The sequence below is a fragment of the Lewinella sp. W8 genome (genome assembly GCF_004375085.3).
Taxonomy (GTDB): Bacteria; Bacteroidota; Bacteroidia; order Chitinophagales; family Saprospiraceae; genus Neolewinella.
In genome coordinates, this window is the sequence record NZ_SNAQ03000012.1 from 63335 (window position 1) to 80594 (window position 17260).

At 56.6% G+C, this 17260-nt stretch carries 13 protein-coding genes; 7 read left to right on the forward strand and 6 right to left on the reverse strand.

Features of this window, described 5'->3' with window-relative positions:
* Positions 1–44 precede the first annotated feature (44 nt).
* Positions 45–725, reverse strand: a complete 681-nt coding sequence (locus E1J53_RS14230; protein WP_134272096.1) for a hypothetical protein — start codon at positions 723–725, stop codon at positions 45–47.
* A gap of 828 nt (positions 726–1553) precedes the next feature.
* Here E1J53_RS14230 and E1J53_RS14235 point away from each other — a divergent pair.
* Positions 1554–2897, forward strand: a complete 1344-nt coding sequence (locus E1J53_RS14235; RefSeq protein WP_134272097.1) for a dihydroorotase — start codon at positions 1554–1556, stop codon at positions 2895–2897.
* Positions 2898–3857: 960 nt separating this feature from the next.
* Here E1J53_RS14235 and E1J53_RS14240 read toward each other — a convergent pair.
* Positions 3858–5249 carry a S8 family serine peptidase gene (locus E1J53_RS14240; RefSeq protein WP_134272098.1) on the reverse strand — a complete coding sequence of 464 codons (1392 nt, stop codon included), beginning with the start codon at positions 5247–5249 and terminating at the stop codon, positions 3858–3860.
* A 92-nt stretch (positions 5250–5341) separates the two neighbouring features.
* On the reverse strand, positions 5342–5854 hold the full coding sequence (locus tag E1J53_RS14245) for a shikimate kinase (protein ID WP_134272099.1): 513 nt from the start codon (positions 5852–5854) through the stop codon (positions 5342–5344).
* 191 nt (positions 5855–6045) lie between these two features.
* Between E1J53_RS14245 and E1J53_RS14250 the strand changes: the two genes are divergently transcribed.
* Genes E1J53_RS14250 through E1J53_RS14260 form a run of 3 tightly spaced genes read left to right on the forward strand, consistent with a single transcriptional unit; the run spans position 6046 to position 7818 of the window.
* Positions 6046–6546 carry a DUF1573 domain-containing protein gene (locus E1J53_RS14250; protein ID WP_134272100.1) on the forward strand — a complete coding sequence of 167 codons (501 nt, stop codon included), beginning with the start codon at positions 6046–6048 and terminating at the stop codon, positions 6544–6546.
* Positions 6547–6548: 2 nt separating this feature from the next.
* A complete protein-coding gene (gene yajC, locus E1J53_RS14255) occupies positions 6549–6866 on the forward strand; it encodes a preprotein translocase subunit YajC (RefSeq protein WP_134272101.1) in 318 nt (105 codons plus the stop codon).
* Complete coding sequence (locus E1J53_RS14260; protein WP_134272102.1) at positions 6835–7818, forward strand: YbbR-like domain-containing protein; 984 nt, start codon at positions 6835–6837, stop codon at positions 7816–7818. The genes yajC and E1J53_RS14260 overlap by 32 nt, the downstream gene beginning before the upstream one ends.
* Here the strand turns inward: E1J53_RS14260 and E1J53_RS14265 are convergent.
* Entirely contained in the window at positions 7815–9482 is a 1668-nt protein-coding gene (locus tag E1J53_RS14265; protein WP_134272103.1) for a caspase family protein, read from the reverse strand. The genes E1J53_RS14260 and E1J53_RS14265 overlap by 4 nt on opposite strands.
* A gap of 448 nt (positions 9483–9930) precedes the next feature.
* Here E1J53_RS14265 and E1J53_RS14270 point away from each other — a divergent pair, with 448 nt between their 5' ends.
* The 3 genes from E1J53_RS14270 to E1J53_RS14280 all read left to right on the forward strand — a co-directional run bounded on the left by E1J53_RS14270 (position 9931) and on the right by E1J53_RS14280 (position 14112).
* On the forward strand, positions 9931–11865 hold the full coding sequence (locus E1J53_RS14270; RefSeq protein WP_134272104.1) for an alpha-1,4-glucan--maltose-1-phosphate maltosyltransferase: 1935 nt from the start codon (positions 9931–9933) through the stop codon (positions 11863–11865).
* 106 nt (positions 11866–11971) lie between these two features.
* Positions 11972–13318: a (Fe-S)-binding protein gene (locus E1J53_RS14275; RefSeq protein WP_134272105.1), complete on the forward strand. Its 1347-nt coding sequence runs from the start codon at positions 11972–11974 to the stop codon at positions 13316–13318.
* Positions 13319–13332: 14 nt separating this feature from the next.
* On the forward strand, positions 13333–14112 hold the full coding sequence (locus tag E1J53_RS14280; RefSeq protein ID WP_134272106.1) for a (Fe-S)-binding protein: 780 nt from the start codon (positions 13333–13335) through the stop codon (positions 14110–14112).
* A gap of 62 nt (positions 14113–14174) precedes the next feature.
* Here E1J53_RS14280 and E1J53_RS14285 read toward each other — a convergent pair whose 3' ends face one another.
* On the reverse strand, positions 14175–15632 hold the full coding sequence (locus E1J53_RS14285; RefSeq protein WP_134272107.1) for an amidohydrolase: 1458 nt from the start codon (positions 15630–15632) through the stop codon (positions 14175–14177).
* A gap of 86 nt (positions 15633–15718) precedes the next feature.
* Positions 15719–16879 (reverse strand): aspartyl protease family protein, encoded by a 1161-nt coding sequence (locus tag E1J53_RS14290; RefSeq protein WP_173021493.1) that lies wholly within the window; start codon positions 16877–16879, stop codon positions 15719–15721.
* Positions 16880–17260 lie beyond the last annotated feature (381 nt).

Sequence of the window (17260 nt, forward strand, 5' to 3'; positions counted from 1 at the left end):
GCCCTTTGGTAAAGGCAATGCACCTGCGCGCAGCGCCCGGGGCATTACCAGCTGAAGCCGAAGCGCGCTTCAATCTGGACGACCGCACCCCCAACGTCTTTGTCGGAGATCAGGTCACCCTCGACATCCACGCCGCTGGCGAAGCGGTAGCCGCCTTCCACACCGAGGCGGAACCACTGGAACAGGTTGAGTTCCAGCCCGGCCATGGCCTGGCCGATGAGCATCCGGTCGCGGATGTTCTCCCCGTTGGCGTTGGCGAAGTCAATGCGGCCCGGACCAATGATGGTCGTAATCCGGGGGTGAATGGCGCTCTCCCGCAGGGGAGAGTAGGCCAGGATGAAGCCCCCGTGGCGGAAATTGTAGTCCGGACGATCGACCACGTCTTCGTCCGTAGTGAAGGGGTCACGGGCTTTCCAGCCGCCGTAGCCGAGGAAGAATTCTTCACCGAATTCCAGGCCACCAAAACCACCGCGCACCAGCGCCCAGTCGTCGCCGGTCATGGAGTAGTTGTAGGTGGGGCCACCCCAGGCACCGCTGAGGTCGAGGTCACCCAGTAGGGTGCGCTCCCGGTATTTGCGGTACCGTTTGGACACGGCTTCTTCCTCAACGGAAGTGGTGGTGGTGCGGTAGGCAAGGATGCCAACTTCGTCAACGTTGGCGTTGATGTCCTGGGCACTCAGACTGAAAGTGAGGGCCGAAAAAAGCAGTAGTGCAAAAAGTCTCATGATTGCTGAATTGTTGAGTTCAAGGCGATACGCGAATTCATTTAGAGCTTGTTCGGATTTTGGTCGTCTGGCCGAATTTGAGATTTTTTTGGTGGTAGCAAGGCGGGAAAACCGGAGTTTAGCAGCGCTAAATGAGGATTTTACCAACGAAGCTAGCGCCAAAAAAGGCCAAATGGAGGCCGACTTCTAAAGTCCAAACAAGCTCTTACACCCTAATGGCGGATCCGCAATAACAAAGGTTGCATCGAAAACTCTTAAAATTTTAGACCCGGACAATTAATGAAGACTTAAGGGATTACCGCGGAAAATTCCGATGGAGGTAACCATTCTTCCGACGTTCGCGGGCTCACCGACCGACGAGTCTGGGGAAAAAAGGGAGGCCCCCAGGGACGTAAGCCAGGGCGGTATGGGAATAGCGTTAATGGATGTAATTTACTCATCCAAAATTTTCTCAATTTAAAATAATACTTGTTTGCGTACACTAATCAACGGTGCTTACTTCCATGACTTTTAGTGATCGTCTGGCCTGGCTGTTCAGTTAACTTTCGCGAAAGCTCGGAGCAGCTCTTTGCACGCCATCGCAATCCGCTAGTCGCGTAAACATTTGACGGTTCCGAGGAGCGCTCTGGTCTAAGAAATTAAAGCCGGTCCTTCGAACTGTCGGTTCTGGGCCAGAGGCCCGGACTGCTGCTCCTGGGTCTTGGAGTACGTCTGAATACTTAAGCTAAAGGGCTAGTTCCTCTGGCGTGGGTACTTTCCCGCATTTATCCCCCTGAAATTAGAAAGAGTAATCAAATCATTTACCTTTGGCCCAAAGCACAAAGGATCATGGGTAAACAAAGCATTTTGATTAAGGGAGGAACCCTGGTGAACCGAGGGAAGCGATTTGTGGGAGACATCTTCATCAAGGACGGGATGATCGAAGCGGTGGGCACTTCTCTGGATCGATCCGCCGACCGGGAGATCAACGCTGAGGGGTGTTTTGTTTTGCCGGGGATCATTGACGATCAGGTGCATTTCCGCGAGCCGGGGCTCACGCACAAGGCTAACATCAAGACCGAGAGCCGGGCGGCCGTGGCCGGCGGCACGACTTCCTTCATGGAGATGCCCAACGTAAAGCCACCCACGCTGACGCAGGAGCTGCTGCAGGCCAAGTACGACATCGGAGCTGCCTGCTCCCCGGCCAATTACAGCTTCTACATGGGGGCGTCCAACGACAACCTGGACGAAGCCCTGAAAACCGACCCCAAAACGGTGTGTGGACTCAAAATTTTCATGGGCAGTAGCACCGGTAACATGCTGGTAGACGATTACAGTACCCTGGATGCCCTGTTTGCCAAAAGCCCGCTCCTCATCGCTACTCACTGCGAGGATGAGGCCACGATCCGGGCCAATGCGGCAAAGGCGATGGAACAGTACGGGAGGGAAATTCCCGTGACGATGCATCCGGTAATTCGCTCCGCCGAAGGATGCCTGAAGAGCAGTACGCTGGCCATGGAGTTGGCGAAGAAGCACAATACCCGGTTGCACATCCTGCACATCAGCACGGAGGATGAAATTGCCCTCTTCCGGAACGACATCCCCCTGGAAGAGAAGCGCATCACCGCCGAGGTATGCGTGCACCACCTGACCTTTAACGCGGAGGATTACCATACCCTGGGCAACAAAATCAAGTGCAATCCAGCCATCAAGGCGGAGCACCACCGGGCGGCCCTGCTGCCCGCCCTGCTGGCGGATAAGTTTGACGTTATCGCTACGGACCACGCCCCCCACACGGCGGAGGAGAAAGCCCAAACGGACTACTTCAAGGCACCCGGTGGACTACCGCTCGTGCAGCACTCCCTCGACATGATGATGCGGCTGGAGCAGCAGGGAAAAATATCCCTGGAGAAGATCATCGAGAAGATGTGCCACGCTCCGGCCATCTGTTACCAGGTAGACCGGCGCGGATACCTTGACGAGGGCTACTGGGGGGACGTGGTGATTTACGATCCGGCCGAAAACTGGACGGTGGCCGCCGACAACATTTTCTATAAGGTAGGCTGGTCTCCGCTGGAGGGAATGGAACTTCACGGGAAGGTCCGCCAAACCATCGTTTCCGGTCACCTGGCCTACGATCGGGGGCTGTTCTTTGAGGAATTCCGCGGTGAGCGGCTGCTCTTTAATCGCTAGGAGCCCGATGGCCCCGCAAAGGAACGGTTCGCCTGCGCTAGGCTGCTCCGTGAAGTAATCAATTGGCAATCAAGCCCTTGAATTTTCTAGTAGCGGCAGGAAATCTCCTGCCGCTACCCGTTGCACCACTGAACTGCCGCTATTCCGCACGAATCGCTGATGAAACTTCGCGGAACAGCCTAGTCCTAGATTCCGCAACGTCAGGCGGGAGCTGGAACTCCCTCATCGGCTGCATAAGGAAAAGTCCATGTTGCTACCTAGCGTAAGTGTGGCCCAGAAAGCTGTTTGGTGCTGGGAATGGCTCGGCGTGGAACGCCTCGACCAGTTTAGGGAGCGCTTCCCCGGGACCTCGAAGCCGTGCAGCAAGCGTAGTGCGTAGCTCCTTTGAGCCCCTCAACCAGCTTCAGTTTTCCCCTTACCAAACGACCGGCTTGCAGAGCAAGCCTTTTCCCGGACTGCTCTTCAGTTTTCGACCAATCATCGATGGCGCGGGGAGTAAGCCTCGTCCGAAAAGATGTTCGGCCCAGGGCATGGCTCGGCGTGAAACGCCTCGACCAGTGCGGGGTTGCAGCTTTTGCAAACCGACAGAACTCTAACAAAAAAGAACCCCGACAGTAATCCTGACGGGGCTCGTTCCAACTTACTGATACCAAATAATTCTTTTCGGGAAAGACTCCCGGAGGGAAGGAGTGCTTCAGGAGGCTGAAACCTGGATTCCTTACCCTTTCTAAGGTAAAAGTAGCAAACCCGTCGCTTGTTGACAAATGGGTTTGAGAAATTTTATGGGGATTTCGCGCAAAAGGGAAATGTAATTTTTTTGCTGAAACTACTGATCAACAATAACTTGTGTATTAGTAGAATTGCCATAATTCAGCCTGGCCTTTCTAATGGCGCGAAAATTTCCGGGAATTTTCGTGTACGGGCGATGTAAGCAATTTATGATTAGCCCGGTGGACTCGGCTATTTTCTGGCCATCATCAGCCGGCGGTAGGCCGCCGCAAAATCGGGCTGCCCGTATCCGGTCAGGTTGTCGGGGGAGCTGGCCTGGCTGGCCGTGGCCCGGATGGCGTCCAGCAGTTCCTGGTTGGTAGCGTCGGGGACGGCCTGCCGCAGGCAGGCGACCAGGCCAGCCACGAGGGGGGAGGAAAGGCTGGTGCCGTTGGCACCGTCGAGTCCGCGGCCGTTGGCCGAAACGGCGGCTACGCTAACGCCGAGGGCGCTTACGTCGGGCTTGATTCTACCGTCGGCCGTGGGGCCGACGCTGCTGAAGTAGGCTCGCTCGCCTTCGGGATCGAGGGCACCGATGCTCAGGGCCTGGGGAGCATCAGCGGGGGTGCCGATGTACTTCCATTTATCGGCTCCGGAATTGCCGGCACTCGTGACGATGATCATTCCCCGCGAGAAGGCGTGGCCAATGGCCACGCTGGCCGGGCTGGTCTTGCCGTCCAAATCGTCTTTGGTGTAGTTCATGGTAGCGTCCGAAAACTCCGTGTACCCGAGCGAACTGTTGACCACGTCAACGCCAATGCTGTCGGCAATTTCGAGCGCAACGGCGTAGTTGATTTCTTCCAGCCGGTGCTCTCCGCGTCCGTTCTCCGTTTTGAAGAGGACGTAACGGGCACCGGGCGCCGTGCCGATGTAAAAGAAGGGGTGATGGGCGGCCATGGTACTCAGTACCGTGGCCCCGTGGGTGCCACCGTCGAGGGCCGTACTGTCCTGTTGTACGAGGTCGTAGTTGCCGGGTACGGCCGCCTCCTCGTCGTAGCCGAGGAAATCTTTGTAGCCCACGTTGGGGAACCCTCCGTCGAGTACGGCGACCAGCACGCCCTCTCCGCGGAAGCCCCAGCGGTGAAGGCTATCCCCCTTCATTCCCGTGAGGTTATCCCAGCCAAATCCGTAGAAGCGTTGGGACACGGGAACCTTCGCCGGCGTGGGAGCCGGGCGGTCCAGGGAAGCCATAACGGGCACTCTGCTCGGGCGATCATACTGCTTCGGGGCCACGAATTCGGTTTCCGTAACGAAGTCTAGTTTTTTGATCGCGGCCAGTTGTTCCTCGCTGGCCTGGACGACGACGCCGTTCATCCACTTACTCCGCAACCAGATTTTTGCTCCGGTGGCCAAAACGGCTTGCTGATAGGGCTGACTGAGTGGAAGGTCCAATTCCGTGATGGCCGCCTGGTGGAGGGCACGACGATTCAGGGCCCGTTGACTCAAAAACTCCTGGGGATTGTCGAGTGAAAAGGGGGAGTCGGCCTTGTCGGCAAAACCCACAAAAAACATCCCTTCCTTATCCTGGGAAACCAGGGCGGTGGAAGACAGTAGCAGGGCAATAATGAGGAATTGAAAACGCATGTCGGGGGAGTTGGATAGATGAACTTTTCAACTATGAATAAATGATCGGAGTAGGGGAGTTGTTGCCCCGAAGATCAATTTATTAGGAATGATTAGTGGCCGGTAATGTTGGTGAACTGATTGGCCAGCAGGGTGGAAACATCCGTATTTTTTGCGGGACGCAGGTGCACGTGGGCCCGTTCGTAGAAGGGGCGGCGGTCCAGCATTTTCTCCTCAATGAAGGCCGAAAGATCGTCCTGTCCGTGCAGAAGCGGCCGTTGCTCGATTTCTCCGCGCAGCCGTTCAACCAGGAGATTGACCGGCGGATCGAGGAAGACGGTCATCCCGTGGTCGTTCATCCACTCGATGTTATCGTGATAACAGGGCGCGCCCCCTCCGGTAGCCATGATGAAGTAGGGGAGCTTTTCGAAGCTGCGCAGCGTTTCGGCCTCTAGTGCCCGAAAAGCATCTTCCCCTTGCTGGGAAAAGATTTCCCGGATGCTTCGGCCCTGAAGCTCTTCAATCCAGTGATCTAAATCGACGAAGGGGCGGCCAAGTTTTCGGGCCAATTCAAGGCCGGTATGACTCTTGCCAGAGCCCATGAAGCCAGTGAGGAAAATACGCATGGGGGGGAGGATGAAAGACTACTGAAAAAATTGGAAAGAGGAGCGTGCCCTCGCGAAAGTTCAAAGGAGAAAAAAGAGTAGGGAGTGGTCCCAATGGGGGAACTCCTGATTTTGGCGCTGACAAATGTAATGACTGGAATGCTTTTATGAATTTGGTCATTACATTTGCCCTCAGAAATACTACGTGCTACATGCTGTCAGGTTCACTTCGTTGTTCACTCCTCTTACTTATCCTGGGAACATTGCTCTTCGGGTGTGACCCGGCACCTGCGTCCTCGGCTAATCTTGATCCGGCGGCCGTGGAAGATCAAAGCCATACCGCATCCATCATCCGGATGCCCGTTTCGGCGGAGGAAAATGGTGCGGACACGACGGACCAGGCCCGAATTACCTTTGCGGAACCCGAATTTCTGTTCGGTGAGGTAAAGGAGGGAAAGGTTATCGAGCACGAATTCCCCTTCACGAATTCCGGGACGCAGCCCCTGCTGATCAGTGACGCCCGGACCACCTGCGGGTGCACCGTTTCCGAGCATCCAACCGAACCCATCGAGCCCGGAGAAACGGGCGTCATCCGGGTGTCCTTCGATACCAAGAACAAGTACGGGCGGCAACGCAAGCCCATTACCATCATTGCCAATACTTACCCATCCATGACCACGGTGTACATGGACGGTACGATCATCAACGATTAACCATGACCACTATTCTACTTCAAGCCGGTGGCGGCTCCATGCTGACCAACGGCTTCTTCATGATTGCCATGCTCGTCGTACTGGTATTCTTCATGATCATCCCTCAGCGGAAGCGGGCCCGGGAACAAAAGACCTTCATGGAAGGACTCGCCAAGGGGCAGGAAGTGGTCACCGCCAGTGGCATCCTCGGCCGGATTGATAAGATTGAAGACAAGATTGTTACCATCAACGTGGGCAACAAGACGTACATTCGGGTAACCAAGAATGCGATTTCCAAGGAGTTAACCGATGCTATCTTTACTCAAAAGGCTGACGAATAACAACCCGCTGCGGCAGATGGCGGAAACGGACCGTAAGGTGCTGGCCATCTGCATCGGTGCCGCCTTTATCTTTTGGCTCATCCTGAACCTCTCCCGGGACTACAGCATCAGTCGGACGGTAGAAATTACCTATCAGGTGGACCCCGAGCGGGTCATCGCCGGCCGAGCTCCGGAAGTCGTGGACGTTCAGGTTGAGGGCCGGGGCTGGAACCTGCTCTGGGAAAGCCTGCGGCCGGGTAATCTTCCCGTCACGATTGATTTGCGCAATCAGGAAAATCTGCGGTTGACCGAAAACGACTTTTCCCTCAAGATCGACCGTAAACTCTCCAGCGGAGACCTGAAGGTGGGGTTCATGAATTTTGAACCCGTCAACATCCTCACCACCCCCAAGGAAGGCAAGCGCGTGCCCGTCCTGCCCCGCGTGACGGTGGACTTCGCCTCCGGTTATCTGGCGCCCCGGTCGGCCCGCATTACGCCGGATTCCATCACCATCAGCGGATCCCTCGACGTGCTGGAGGAGGTCAATGAATGGGCCACCACAGAAGTGGTCCTCGAACGGGTTACCGATAACCTCCAACTTTCCCTGTCGCTGGCGGACCCTCCACCCGGCATCTCCCTGAGTCGCTCACAGATCGACTACCAGCTGGACGTTGAACCCTTCATTCAGGAAAAACTGATGGTCCCCGTCCGGACGATCAATACCCCTCAGGTCGATAGTTTTCGCATCTTCCCGGAGGAGGTGGAGGTGGTTGTGACGATCCCCAAAAGTGCTTATGGCTCCATCCGGCCGACCGACTTTTACCTCGTAGCCGACCTGAGCACCTACGCACTGAGTGGCCGCCAGGCACAAATCCCCCTGACGCTTAATCGTAAGCCCACGAGCGCCATTGGCGTGCGCTTTAGCCCGAAGGCGATTGAGTATTCCGTCCTGGAAAAGCTGCGGCCCGACTAGCGGCGACGAATGACCGCCACCGGCATATTGTCATCGTAGGTACCCGTGAGGGTGGGGGTTTGAATGTTCCCCGTGTAGCGGCGAACTTCCCGGTGCACGAAGCTGAACAGTTCATGGATGCCCACGAGTTGATCTCCGTTTTCGTCGGCTTCTCCCTTCATTCCCCGGATGAGGTAGTGACTGAAAATGCCGGACCGTAGCCCCCCGTCTTCCAGGCTGATTTCTTCCCCCTTGCTCGACAGCAGCAGGGCCGTAGAGGCCTGAGCGTTGTTCAGGGCCTGATAGTAGGCGTCCAGGGCACCATCTACGCCTCCCGAGCGCGCTGCGAGGTCCTGGGGCCCTCCGCCCGTCCGGCCTCCCAGACTCCCGCTATGGCAGGCGTCGGCGATGACCAGTTTATGGCGGGCCCGACTGGCCAGCAGCGCATCCCGGAGCTGATAATGCTCCAGACGGTTTTCAAAACCATCGTAGTCGACGGGCAGGAAAGCTCCCTGCAGGCCGTGGCCGCTGAAGTAGAACAGAATAACGTCGTTCTCGTCGGCCCGCTGGTACACCTCCCGCATGGAGAGAATGATGTTCCGGTGGGTGGCGTCATCATCGATGAGCACCTTCACCTGTTCGTCGGGCAGGGCACCCCCTTCCACGCTCTTCAGGAAAGCATACAGATGGTAGGCGTCGTCGTCGGTGTACTTCAGGGTCCGCATGTGATTGTAGCGCGCGGCCCCCACGACCACCGCCCAAATCTTGACGGCGGGATCATAATCCGTGGCGACCTCCTGCACGGGGCGACCGGTGGCGGTGAAGAGTCGGCGGTAGAGCTGACCGCCCTTCCAGAGCCCTCCCTGAATCTCGCCGTCGGCGTAGTACATGATGCCGAGGCCATCGGGTCGGTGCCCGGAGAAGCCACCGTGGTACAGATTACCGTTGTTGTACTGAACGCTGCCGTTGCCGGTGGGTACTTTATTGACAATCTTCCCGAAGAAGGTGGTGCCGTCCGGGTAGCGGTATTTTCCCCGACCGTCCGGACAGTTTCCGCCGGAGCAATCCGTGGCGGCGGCCATGTCTCCCTGGTAGCCCAGCAGCGACCAGTCGGCCTGGAACTCATCGTTGTCCCAGGTACCGGCCAGTTCGGATCCGTCGGCAAATTCCATCTTGCCCTCGCCGTGGCGGCGGTTGGACAGCCAGCTGCCCGTGTAGGTATCTCCGTTGGCGTAGTTCATCGTTCCCTGACCGGACATGATGGTGCCTTCCATCTCTCCGCGGTAAAAATCTTTGTTGGCGAAGGTGAATTCTGCGGTACCGCTCACCTTGTCAAAGGCCCAGAAAGCCTTCATCTGGCTGCCATTAGAGAAGGTAATGCTCCCTTCTCCGTGTCGTTTGCCCTGGTGAAATTCTCCGAAGTAGCTGGTGCCGTCAGCTTCCGTCAGCCGCCCCTTTCCTTCCTGCAGGGAGTTGCGCCAGTTGCCGACGTACATGGCGCCTCCCGGATAATTCAGGATGCCCATGCCGTGGAATTTACCGCGTTTAAAGTCGCCTTTATAAGTAGCGCCGTCGGGAAACCTAAAGGTACCCTTTCCGTTTTGGCAGTCGCCCTGAATACATCTTCCCTGGCCAAAAATGGGGAGGGCAAACAGGAGAGCAAGAAGGACTAATGCAGGTTTCATGTTTCTGGGATTTCAAATTGGTACTGTAGATAGAGCTCGGTGTTCATAATAACGGTAGTAGTATAGCTGTGAAGTGGCCCTAAAAATTGCCCCCCAAAATCTTAATGTTTCCCTACAATGAGGGAACGGTCTTTTCGCGACGGTTTCCGGCCGCAGGGCAATAGAATGAGGGAAATTGAGCGGAAGGGTTTTAACGTTCTTAACGTACCCCTTTCCGGGGCCTTAACGTTAACATTTTGACGGGATCAGGAGATGGAGCGAAATGGATTGATTTGGGCATGGCTGCGGGTGCCGCGTGGTGCCCGTGCGGCCGTGTTCCGAGGATCCAAAAGGAGGGGCGCTAACGCACTGGTTCATATAAACTTAACGGGACTGAACTTCCGGGGGGGCTTACACTTTATATCTTTTTACTTAACATTGCACTTTCTAGGAAATTCCCCCAGCACCCATGCAGAATCGCAGCGTAATTGATCACGTTTCTCCGCAGATAAACAACGGCCGTTTTCCCATCCAGCGCGTCGTCGGTGAGCGCGTACACGTTACGGCCAGCATCTTTGGTGATGGCCATGATTACCTGCGGGCGGTCGTGGAGTTCAAGGCTCCTAAAGCACGGACCTGGTCGGCCGTGGAAATGGAGGAGCACGGAAATGATCACTGGTCGGCGACCTTTCAGGTGCTCGAGCGCGGTGTCCACAAATACCGACTGGTATCCTGGGTGGATCACCTGCTCACCTGGTACCGGGGCTTCAAGAAAAAGCAGGCCGACGGCCAGGACATGGGCGTCGAGCTCACCATCGGTGCCAACCTGCTCACGGCGGTGATGAAAAAGCTGCCGAAGAATAAGCAAAAACCCGTCCGGGAGGCCATCCAGCTTCTGGGAAGCGACGACCAAAAGGAAGCCGTTACCTACGTGCTCAGCCCAGCCTTTGCCGAGATCATTGATCGCTACCCCCTGCGGCAGCATGAGACCGTCTATGACCACGACCTGCGCATCAAAGTAGGCCGGTTGAAGGAACGCTTCAGTACCTGGTACGAACTGTTTCCCCGCTCGGCCTCCCCGGATGTCGAGCGTCCCGGGACTTTCCGGGACGTGGAGGCCCTCCTGCCCCGCATTGAAGAATTCGGATTTGACGTGCTCTATATGCCGCCGGTGCACCCCATCGGTCGCCGTAACCGTAAGGGCCGTAATAATGCCGTTAACGCCATGGAGGGGGAGCCCGGTAGCCCCTGGGCCATCGGCGCCGCCGAGGGCGGCCATAAGGCCATCCTCCCCGAGTTGGGCAACATTGACGATTACCAGCAACTGATCAAAAAGGCGGCCGCTTACGACATCGAGGTCGCCCTGGACCTGGCCTTCCAGTGTGCCCCCGATCACCCCTACATCGAAGAACACCCGGAGTGGTTCATCTGGCGCCCCGACGGAACGATTATGTACGCGGAAAATCCGCCAAAGAAGTACCAGGATATCGTGCCCATCAATTTTGAGACGGAAGACTGGAAAGCCCTCTGGGAGGAGCTGCTCAGCGTCGTCCTGTACTGGTGTAAGGCCGGCATCAAGATTTTCCGGGTAGACAATCCACACACCAAACCCTACCGGTTCTGGGAGTACATCATCGAGGAGACCCATAAGAAATATCCGGACACCATCTTCCTGGCCGAAGCATTCACCCGGCCGGCGATCATGGCCGAACTGGCCAAGCGTGGTTACCAGCAGAGCTACACCTATTTCACCTGGCGGACCACCCCCGGAGAAATGCGGGAATACCTCGAAGAGCTGACTACCACCGAGCTGAAGGACATCATGCAACCAAATTTCTGGCCCAATACGCCCGATATTCTGGCCTACGAAATGATGGGCGCCAATGTCAATCAGTTCCTCAAGCGATTGCTGCTGGCCTCCACGCTGTCCAGTTGTTACGGACTCTATGGCCCCAGCTACGAACTGATGGAAAACCGGGGGAACACCAACGGTAAGGAAGAATACTACGATTCGGAGAAGTATATGGTCCGCCACTACGACTGGTCCTACCGGAACCGGATTACGGATATGTACACCAAAATCAACCGCATCCGGAAAGAAAACGCGGCCCTGCAGCAGACCAATAATATTCGCTTCACGGGATCTGACAACCCCAACTTGTTGAGCTACGTCAAGTACACCGACGAACGGGACAACCTGATCTGGACGATCGTCAACTTCGATCAGCACAACCGACAGGCCGGCCACGTCTTCGTACCCCGGGACCTCCTGACGGGCAATGGCTTCCGGGTCACGGATCTCCTCACCGGTAACCAGTACTGGTGGAATGGCGAAAGAAACTACGTGGACCTCGATCCGCATCACCAGTCAGGACACGTTTTCCTGGTGGAAACGGCGGGCTAGGGTTGTTTCCTTTACTCCCTCCCGGAGAACACATATCTGATCTAAATTAGCGAAAATTCGCTATTGTCATTTGGCTACAATTAGCGGGGCTGCTACCTTTGGCAGCATGCTACAGTCGATTGTTTTCAGCCTGGTCTCCATCCTGGCCCTCGGGTATGCTTTCTTTCAGTTTCGAAAGGTTTATCAGAACATCATGCTTGGCGAGGCGGAGGAGCTGGCGGGCCCTGCTGCCGACCGTTGGCGAAACATGACCCTGGTGGCGCTGGGACAGAAGAAAATGTTCAAGCGCCTGATTCCCGCCGTTCTGCACTTTGCCCTTTACGTCGCCTTCGTCTTCACCCAGATTGAACTCATCGAGATATTCATCGATGGGGTATTCGGCGTACATCGCTGGTTTGTGGATAAACTCGGGCCGCTTTACAACGTCATCATCAGCACCATTGAGGTGCTATCCGTGCTGGCCTTCGTGGCTACCCTGATCTTCCTCATTCGCCGTAATGCCCTGCGGATTCCCCGGTTCCGAAAACCCGAAATGAAGGGCTGGCCCGAACTGGATGCCAACCTCATCCTGATCTTCGAAATCATCCTGCTCATCTGCATCTTCACCATGAACGGGACGGATGCGGTGTTGCAGACCATGGATCCGGAGCACTATCCGGCTACCAACTTCGCCGTGACGTCCTGGCTGGGCCCCGCAATCTTTGGCGGCATGGAAGAAGGAACCCTGAAAATTCTGGAGCGGATCGGTTGGTGGGGTCACATTCTGATGGTATTCCTCTTCCTCAATTACCTGCCCAAATCCAAGCACCTGCATATTCTGCTGGCCTTTCCCAATACGTACTTCGCCCGGCTCAAGCCCAAGGGGGAAATGCTGAACATGCCCGAAGTCATGAACGAGGTCAAATCCATGATGGGCCTCGGTGATCCCGATGCTCCCGAGCCGGACATGAACGCGGAACTGCCGGAGTTCGGAGCTAACGACATCCTCGGCATGAGCCGTATCGATTTGCTGGGCGCCTATTCCTGTACGGAATGCGGCCGCTGCACCAGTGTGTGTCCGGCCAACATCACGGGCAAAAAGCTCAGTCCCCGGAAAATTGTCATGGACGTCAGGGACCGCACGGAGGAGGTGGGCGAAAAGATTCGTTCCGGAAATGCTGAATTCGCCAAAGATGATTCTCAGCCCCTAAGCGTAGACAACTTTGACGACGGAAAAACCCTCTGGGACTACATCAGCCGGGAGGAAATCCACGCCTGTACCACCTGCAATGCCTGCGTGGAAGCCTGTCCGGTACTGATCAATCCACTGGAAATGATCACCAAGCTGCGGCGTCACGAAATTCTCACCGAAGCGGCTGGTCCCCAGGATTGGCTTCCCCTTTTCAACTCAATCGAAAACCAGCAACGGGCGTGGAGCGTCGGCACTGACCGGACGGCCTGGGCACAGGAGTAAATTCCCCCTCAATTATGACGGTAAAGACAATGGCCGAATTCGCGGCCGAGAATAAAGAACCGGAAATTCTTTTTTGGGTAGGCTGCGCGGGAAGCTTCGATGACCGGGCCCAGAAAATCACCCGGGCCTTTGCGGAAATCCTCACCGCGGCAAACATCGAGTTTGCGGTGCTGGGTAACGAAGAGGCCTGTACCGGAGACCCCGCCCGCCGGGCGGGCAATGAGTTCCTGTTCCAGATGGTGGCCCTCCAGAATATTGAGACCCTCAATATGTACAAGGTGAAGAAGATGGTGACGGCCTGCCCACATTGCTTCAACACCATCAAGAACGAGTACCCGGCCCTGGGCGGACACTACGATATCGTCCACCACACCCAGTTGTTGCAGGAACTGATCAACGAGGGTCGGATCAAAATGACCGGAGGCGGTGCCTTCAAGGGGAAACGCATCACTTACCACGATAGCTGCTACCTCGGGCGCGCTAACGGCGTCTACGAAGCCCCCCGCGACGTACTCAAATCCCTGGACGGCCAACTGGTGGAACTGAAGCGCAGTAAAACCAATGGTCTCTGCTGCGGCGCCGGAGGCGCCCAGATGTGGAAGGAAGACGAACCCGGCGAGAAGCGCATCAACATGGAACGCATCGACGAAGCCCTCGGGGTGCAACCCGACATTATCGCCGTCAACTGTCCCTTCTGTATGACCATGATGTCCGATGGCGTTACGGCCAAGGAAAAGCAGGAGAGCGTCATGGTTTATGACCTGAGCGAACTCATTGTGCAGGGGATGAAGTAGGTGCTGGGTACTGGTTGCTAGTTGCTAGTTGCTGGTTGCTCTGGTTGCTGGTTGCTGGTTGGCTACTTTCCGTCTTCCGGAATGGGTGGGCCAGTAGGGGGCAGGATGGCTTCGTACCTGGCGTCTCCGCGCCGTTCTTCGAATTCTGTTCGCATGGCTTTGAGGGATTTCGGGTTTTGGAACAGGTCATACATCGTCATGGCCAGCGCCTTGCTGGCGTGTAGCATACCCTTGTGCCCGATGCTCATCCCGCCGCAGGCCACCACGGCCCAGGAATGCCAGGGGGTACCGATGGGCGCCGTGGTGACCCCGAGTCGTATCTCCGGAACGAGCCAGCTGACGTCTCCGACGTCGGAGCTGGCTCCGCCGGGGTGCTCCCGCGTGGCCTCCAGGGGATGGATACTTCCGTCAATCCCCAACCGGGGTTTTCCCGTAGCCTCCTGAATGCCGTGGGCGAAGGCAATTTCTTCCTCGCTGTACTCAATGGCTCCCAGTAGGTCCAGGTTCGACTGCATGATAGTTCCCCCCGTCCGGTTCACGAGTACTTCGTGGAGACCGGAAACGAGGGTGATTTCGTAATCAACGTCGGCCATGATGGCCGCGCCGCGGGCGATTTCCTTCACCCGGTCCCAGACGGGAACCATGCCTTCCCGTTTGGAATCCCGCACCCGGACCCAAAACTTCGCGTAGTCCGGAACCACGTTTACCACGCTTCCGGCCTGCTGCATGTGGGTGTGGATACGCACCGAGGGCCGGACGTGCTCGCGGTAGGCGTTGATGCCCGCACTCATCAGTTCCATGGCGTCCGCGGCGCTTCGGCCGTTCCAGGGATCCCCGGCGGCGTGGGCCGCCTGTCCGCGAAACTCAACGATGAAGTCCACCAGGGCCAGGGAGGACTGCACGTCGGTCTTGGTCTGGTCGGAGGGGTGCCAGTCGAGGCAGGCGTCGAGATCGTCGAACTGACCGTCGCGGGCGAGGTAGAGCTTACCGAAATATTTTTCTTCGGCCGGGGTGCCGTAGAAACGAACGGTACCCGTGATCTCTCCCCGTTCCATGGCCTCCTTGATGGCTACGGCCGCCGCCAGGCTTCCGACGCCGAAAAGATTATGGCCGCATCCGTGCCCCGCGGCTCCGGGTTTAAGGGGAGATTTTTCCGGAACGGCGCGTTGGCTGACGCCCGGCAGGGCGTCAAACTCCCCGAGAATGCCGATGATGGGGGACCCGCTCCCATATTCGGCGATGAAGGCCGTTGGCATTTCGGATACTCCCCGTCGCACGGAAAATCCTTGTCCTTCGGCGTAGTCGGCCAGAATTTTGCTGCTCCGGGTTTCCGCAAAGGCTACTTCCGCCAGCGCCCAAATTTCGTCCGACATGGCCACAAGTTGTTGCTCCCGTCCGTCAATGGCGTCCAGGAGTCTGGCCTTCGTTGCGGGGATGGACTGGGCCGATAATCCGGTAATCACAAGGGGCGCCAGCGCGCAGGTGCAAAGAATTTTCGTCAGAAGCCGGGAGATTCGCATGGCAGAACGTCATTGGTGCTCCGCAAAAGGTATGGATTTTGCTTTAGAGTAAGGTCATAACCGGAGTTGCCCTTCCCCAACGCGCACTAGATCAAATCCCGCAACCTGAATTCAACTTCGACGTATTTTCCCTGCCGGCGTAGGCGGAGCCGGATTCTTTTCCCCGGCTTTCCCTCCAGCTTACGGATAATGTTTCCGAGGCTGAGAAAGGTGGCTGAGGTCCCGTTCATTCCGACGATCCGGTCACCGACCTGGACGCCGGCTTCGCCGGCCGGACTTTCCTTGACCACGTTGCTGACCGTGTAGGTGCGCAGGTTCGCGCCACCCGCCACGATGGCAATACCCGAACGGTCGTAGCGGAACTTTGCCTTCCAGCTTCGTCCTTCGGGACGGAAGTAAACCTTTTCCTGCACGTAGTCGATGGCTACGTTGAACCGTTTCATCAGGCGATTACCGATGATGCCCTCGCGGCCGTTGAGGAAATCCAGTCCGGTGGTGTCGAGGGGTTGGAAATAGGAAACGACGTTAGTGAGTGATTTGCCGGCCAGAGCTACCTCCCGGCAGCGGCCCACGCTGCCCTCCAATTTCCCTCCCAGACCGTCGGCAATGTAGGCCGGGATCGTTTGGACGGGGAGGTCGACGTCCGTAGAATCCCCAAAGGTGTGGAGGAGCAGCGTCAGGCCGGCCCCGGAGTCCAGCAGGATTTTTCGGGTGGTTTCCTCCTGGGCGTTTACGCGAATGGGGAGTTCCAGGTAGGGGCGGTTACGGATGAAGGTGGCCGGAATTTCCACGTGCCGGTTGCTGGGTTTGAATTTATGCGGCTCGTGTAAAATGACAACATTCTTTTTGAAGTCGAATTCCACCGAGAACCGCATCAGGAAATCTGCGCCGAGGATTCCGTGAATGTTGGTGCCGGTGATTCTTTCGAAATTGAAGTAGTTTTTCTCCAGGACCAGCATGGAGCGGTTGCGGGCCAGCAACCGGTTGGCGATGCGCAGGTTAACGCCGGTGGCCAGGTAGGCCGTCAGGACGGAATCCACGTCGGCGCCCCGTACTTCGAAGGTGCGGCGGTAACTGATGTCTAGCAGGTCGGTGACCTGCTTCTCCAGCAAAACGGTGTTTTCGGCCCCCGTGTCCAGGATAAAGCGCAGGGGGACCACATTATTTACCAGGACGGGAAGAACGATGAAATCATTTTCGAGTATGAAAGGAAGCTCAATTCTTTTGGCCTTGCCGAGCACCTTCATGTCCAATCTTTGCGCCCCGGATGTACACGGCACCAGCGCTAGCGCCATCAGCAGCAACAGTAAACGAAATAGCCACGAGTATGAAAGTGTGCCGGACATTTAATCGGGTTGGCGATGGAGGCGCAGGAAATATAGGAACAATCAATTAAGCAGCGAACTGGACCGCCCGTACGTTAAGAAAGTGTTACGACGAATGTTGCATTTTGGAAAATAGACCAAACTTTTGTCGGTAAGTTGATGACAATTTACGGGCCTTTGTTTGGCAGAGTACTGCAAAATGTGGACATTTGGCGTGCCAATTGAGGCCTTCACCGACATATATCTGTCGGTACAACACGATCATGCAAACAGCCAATAAGGTGACCAAGGGTACCTTTCTAC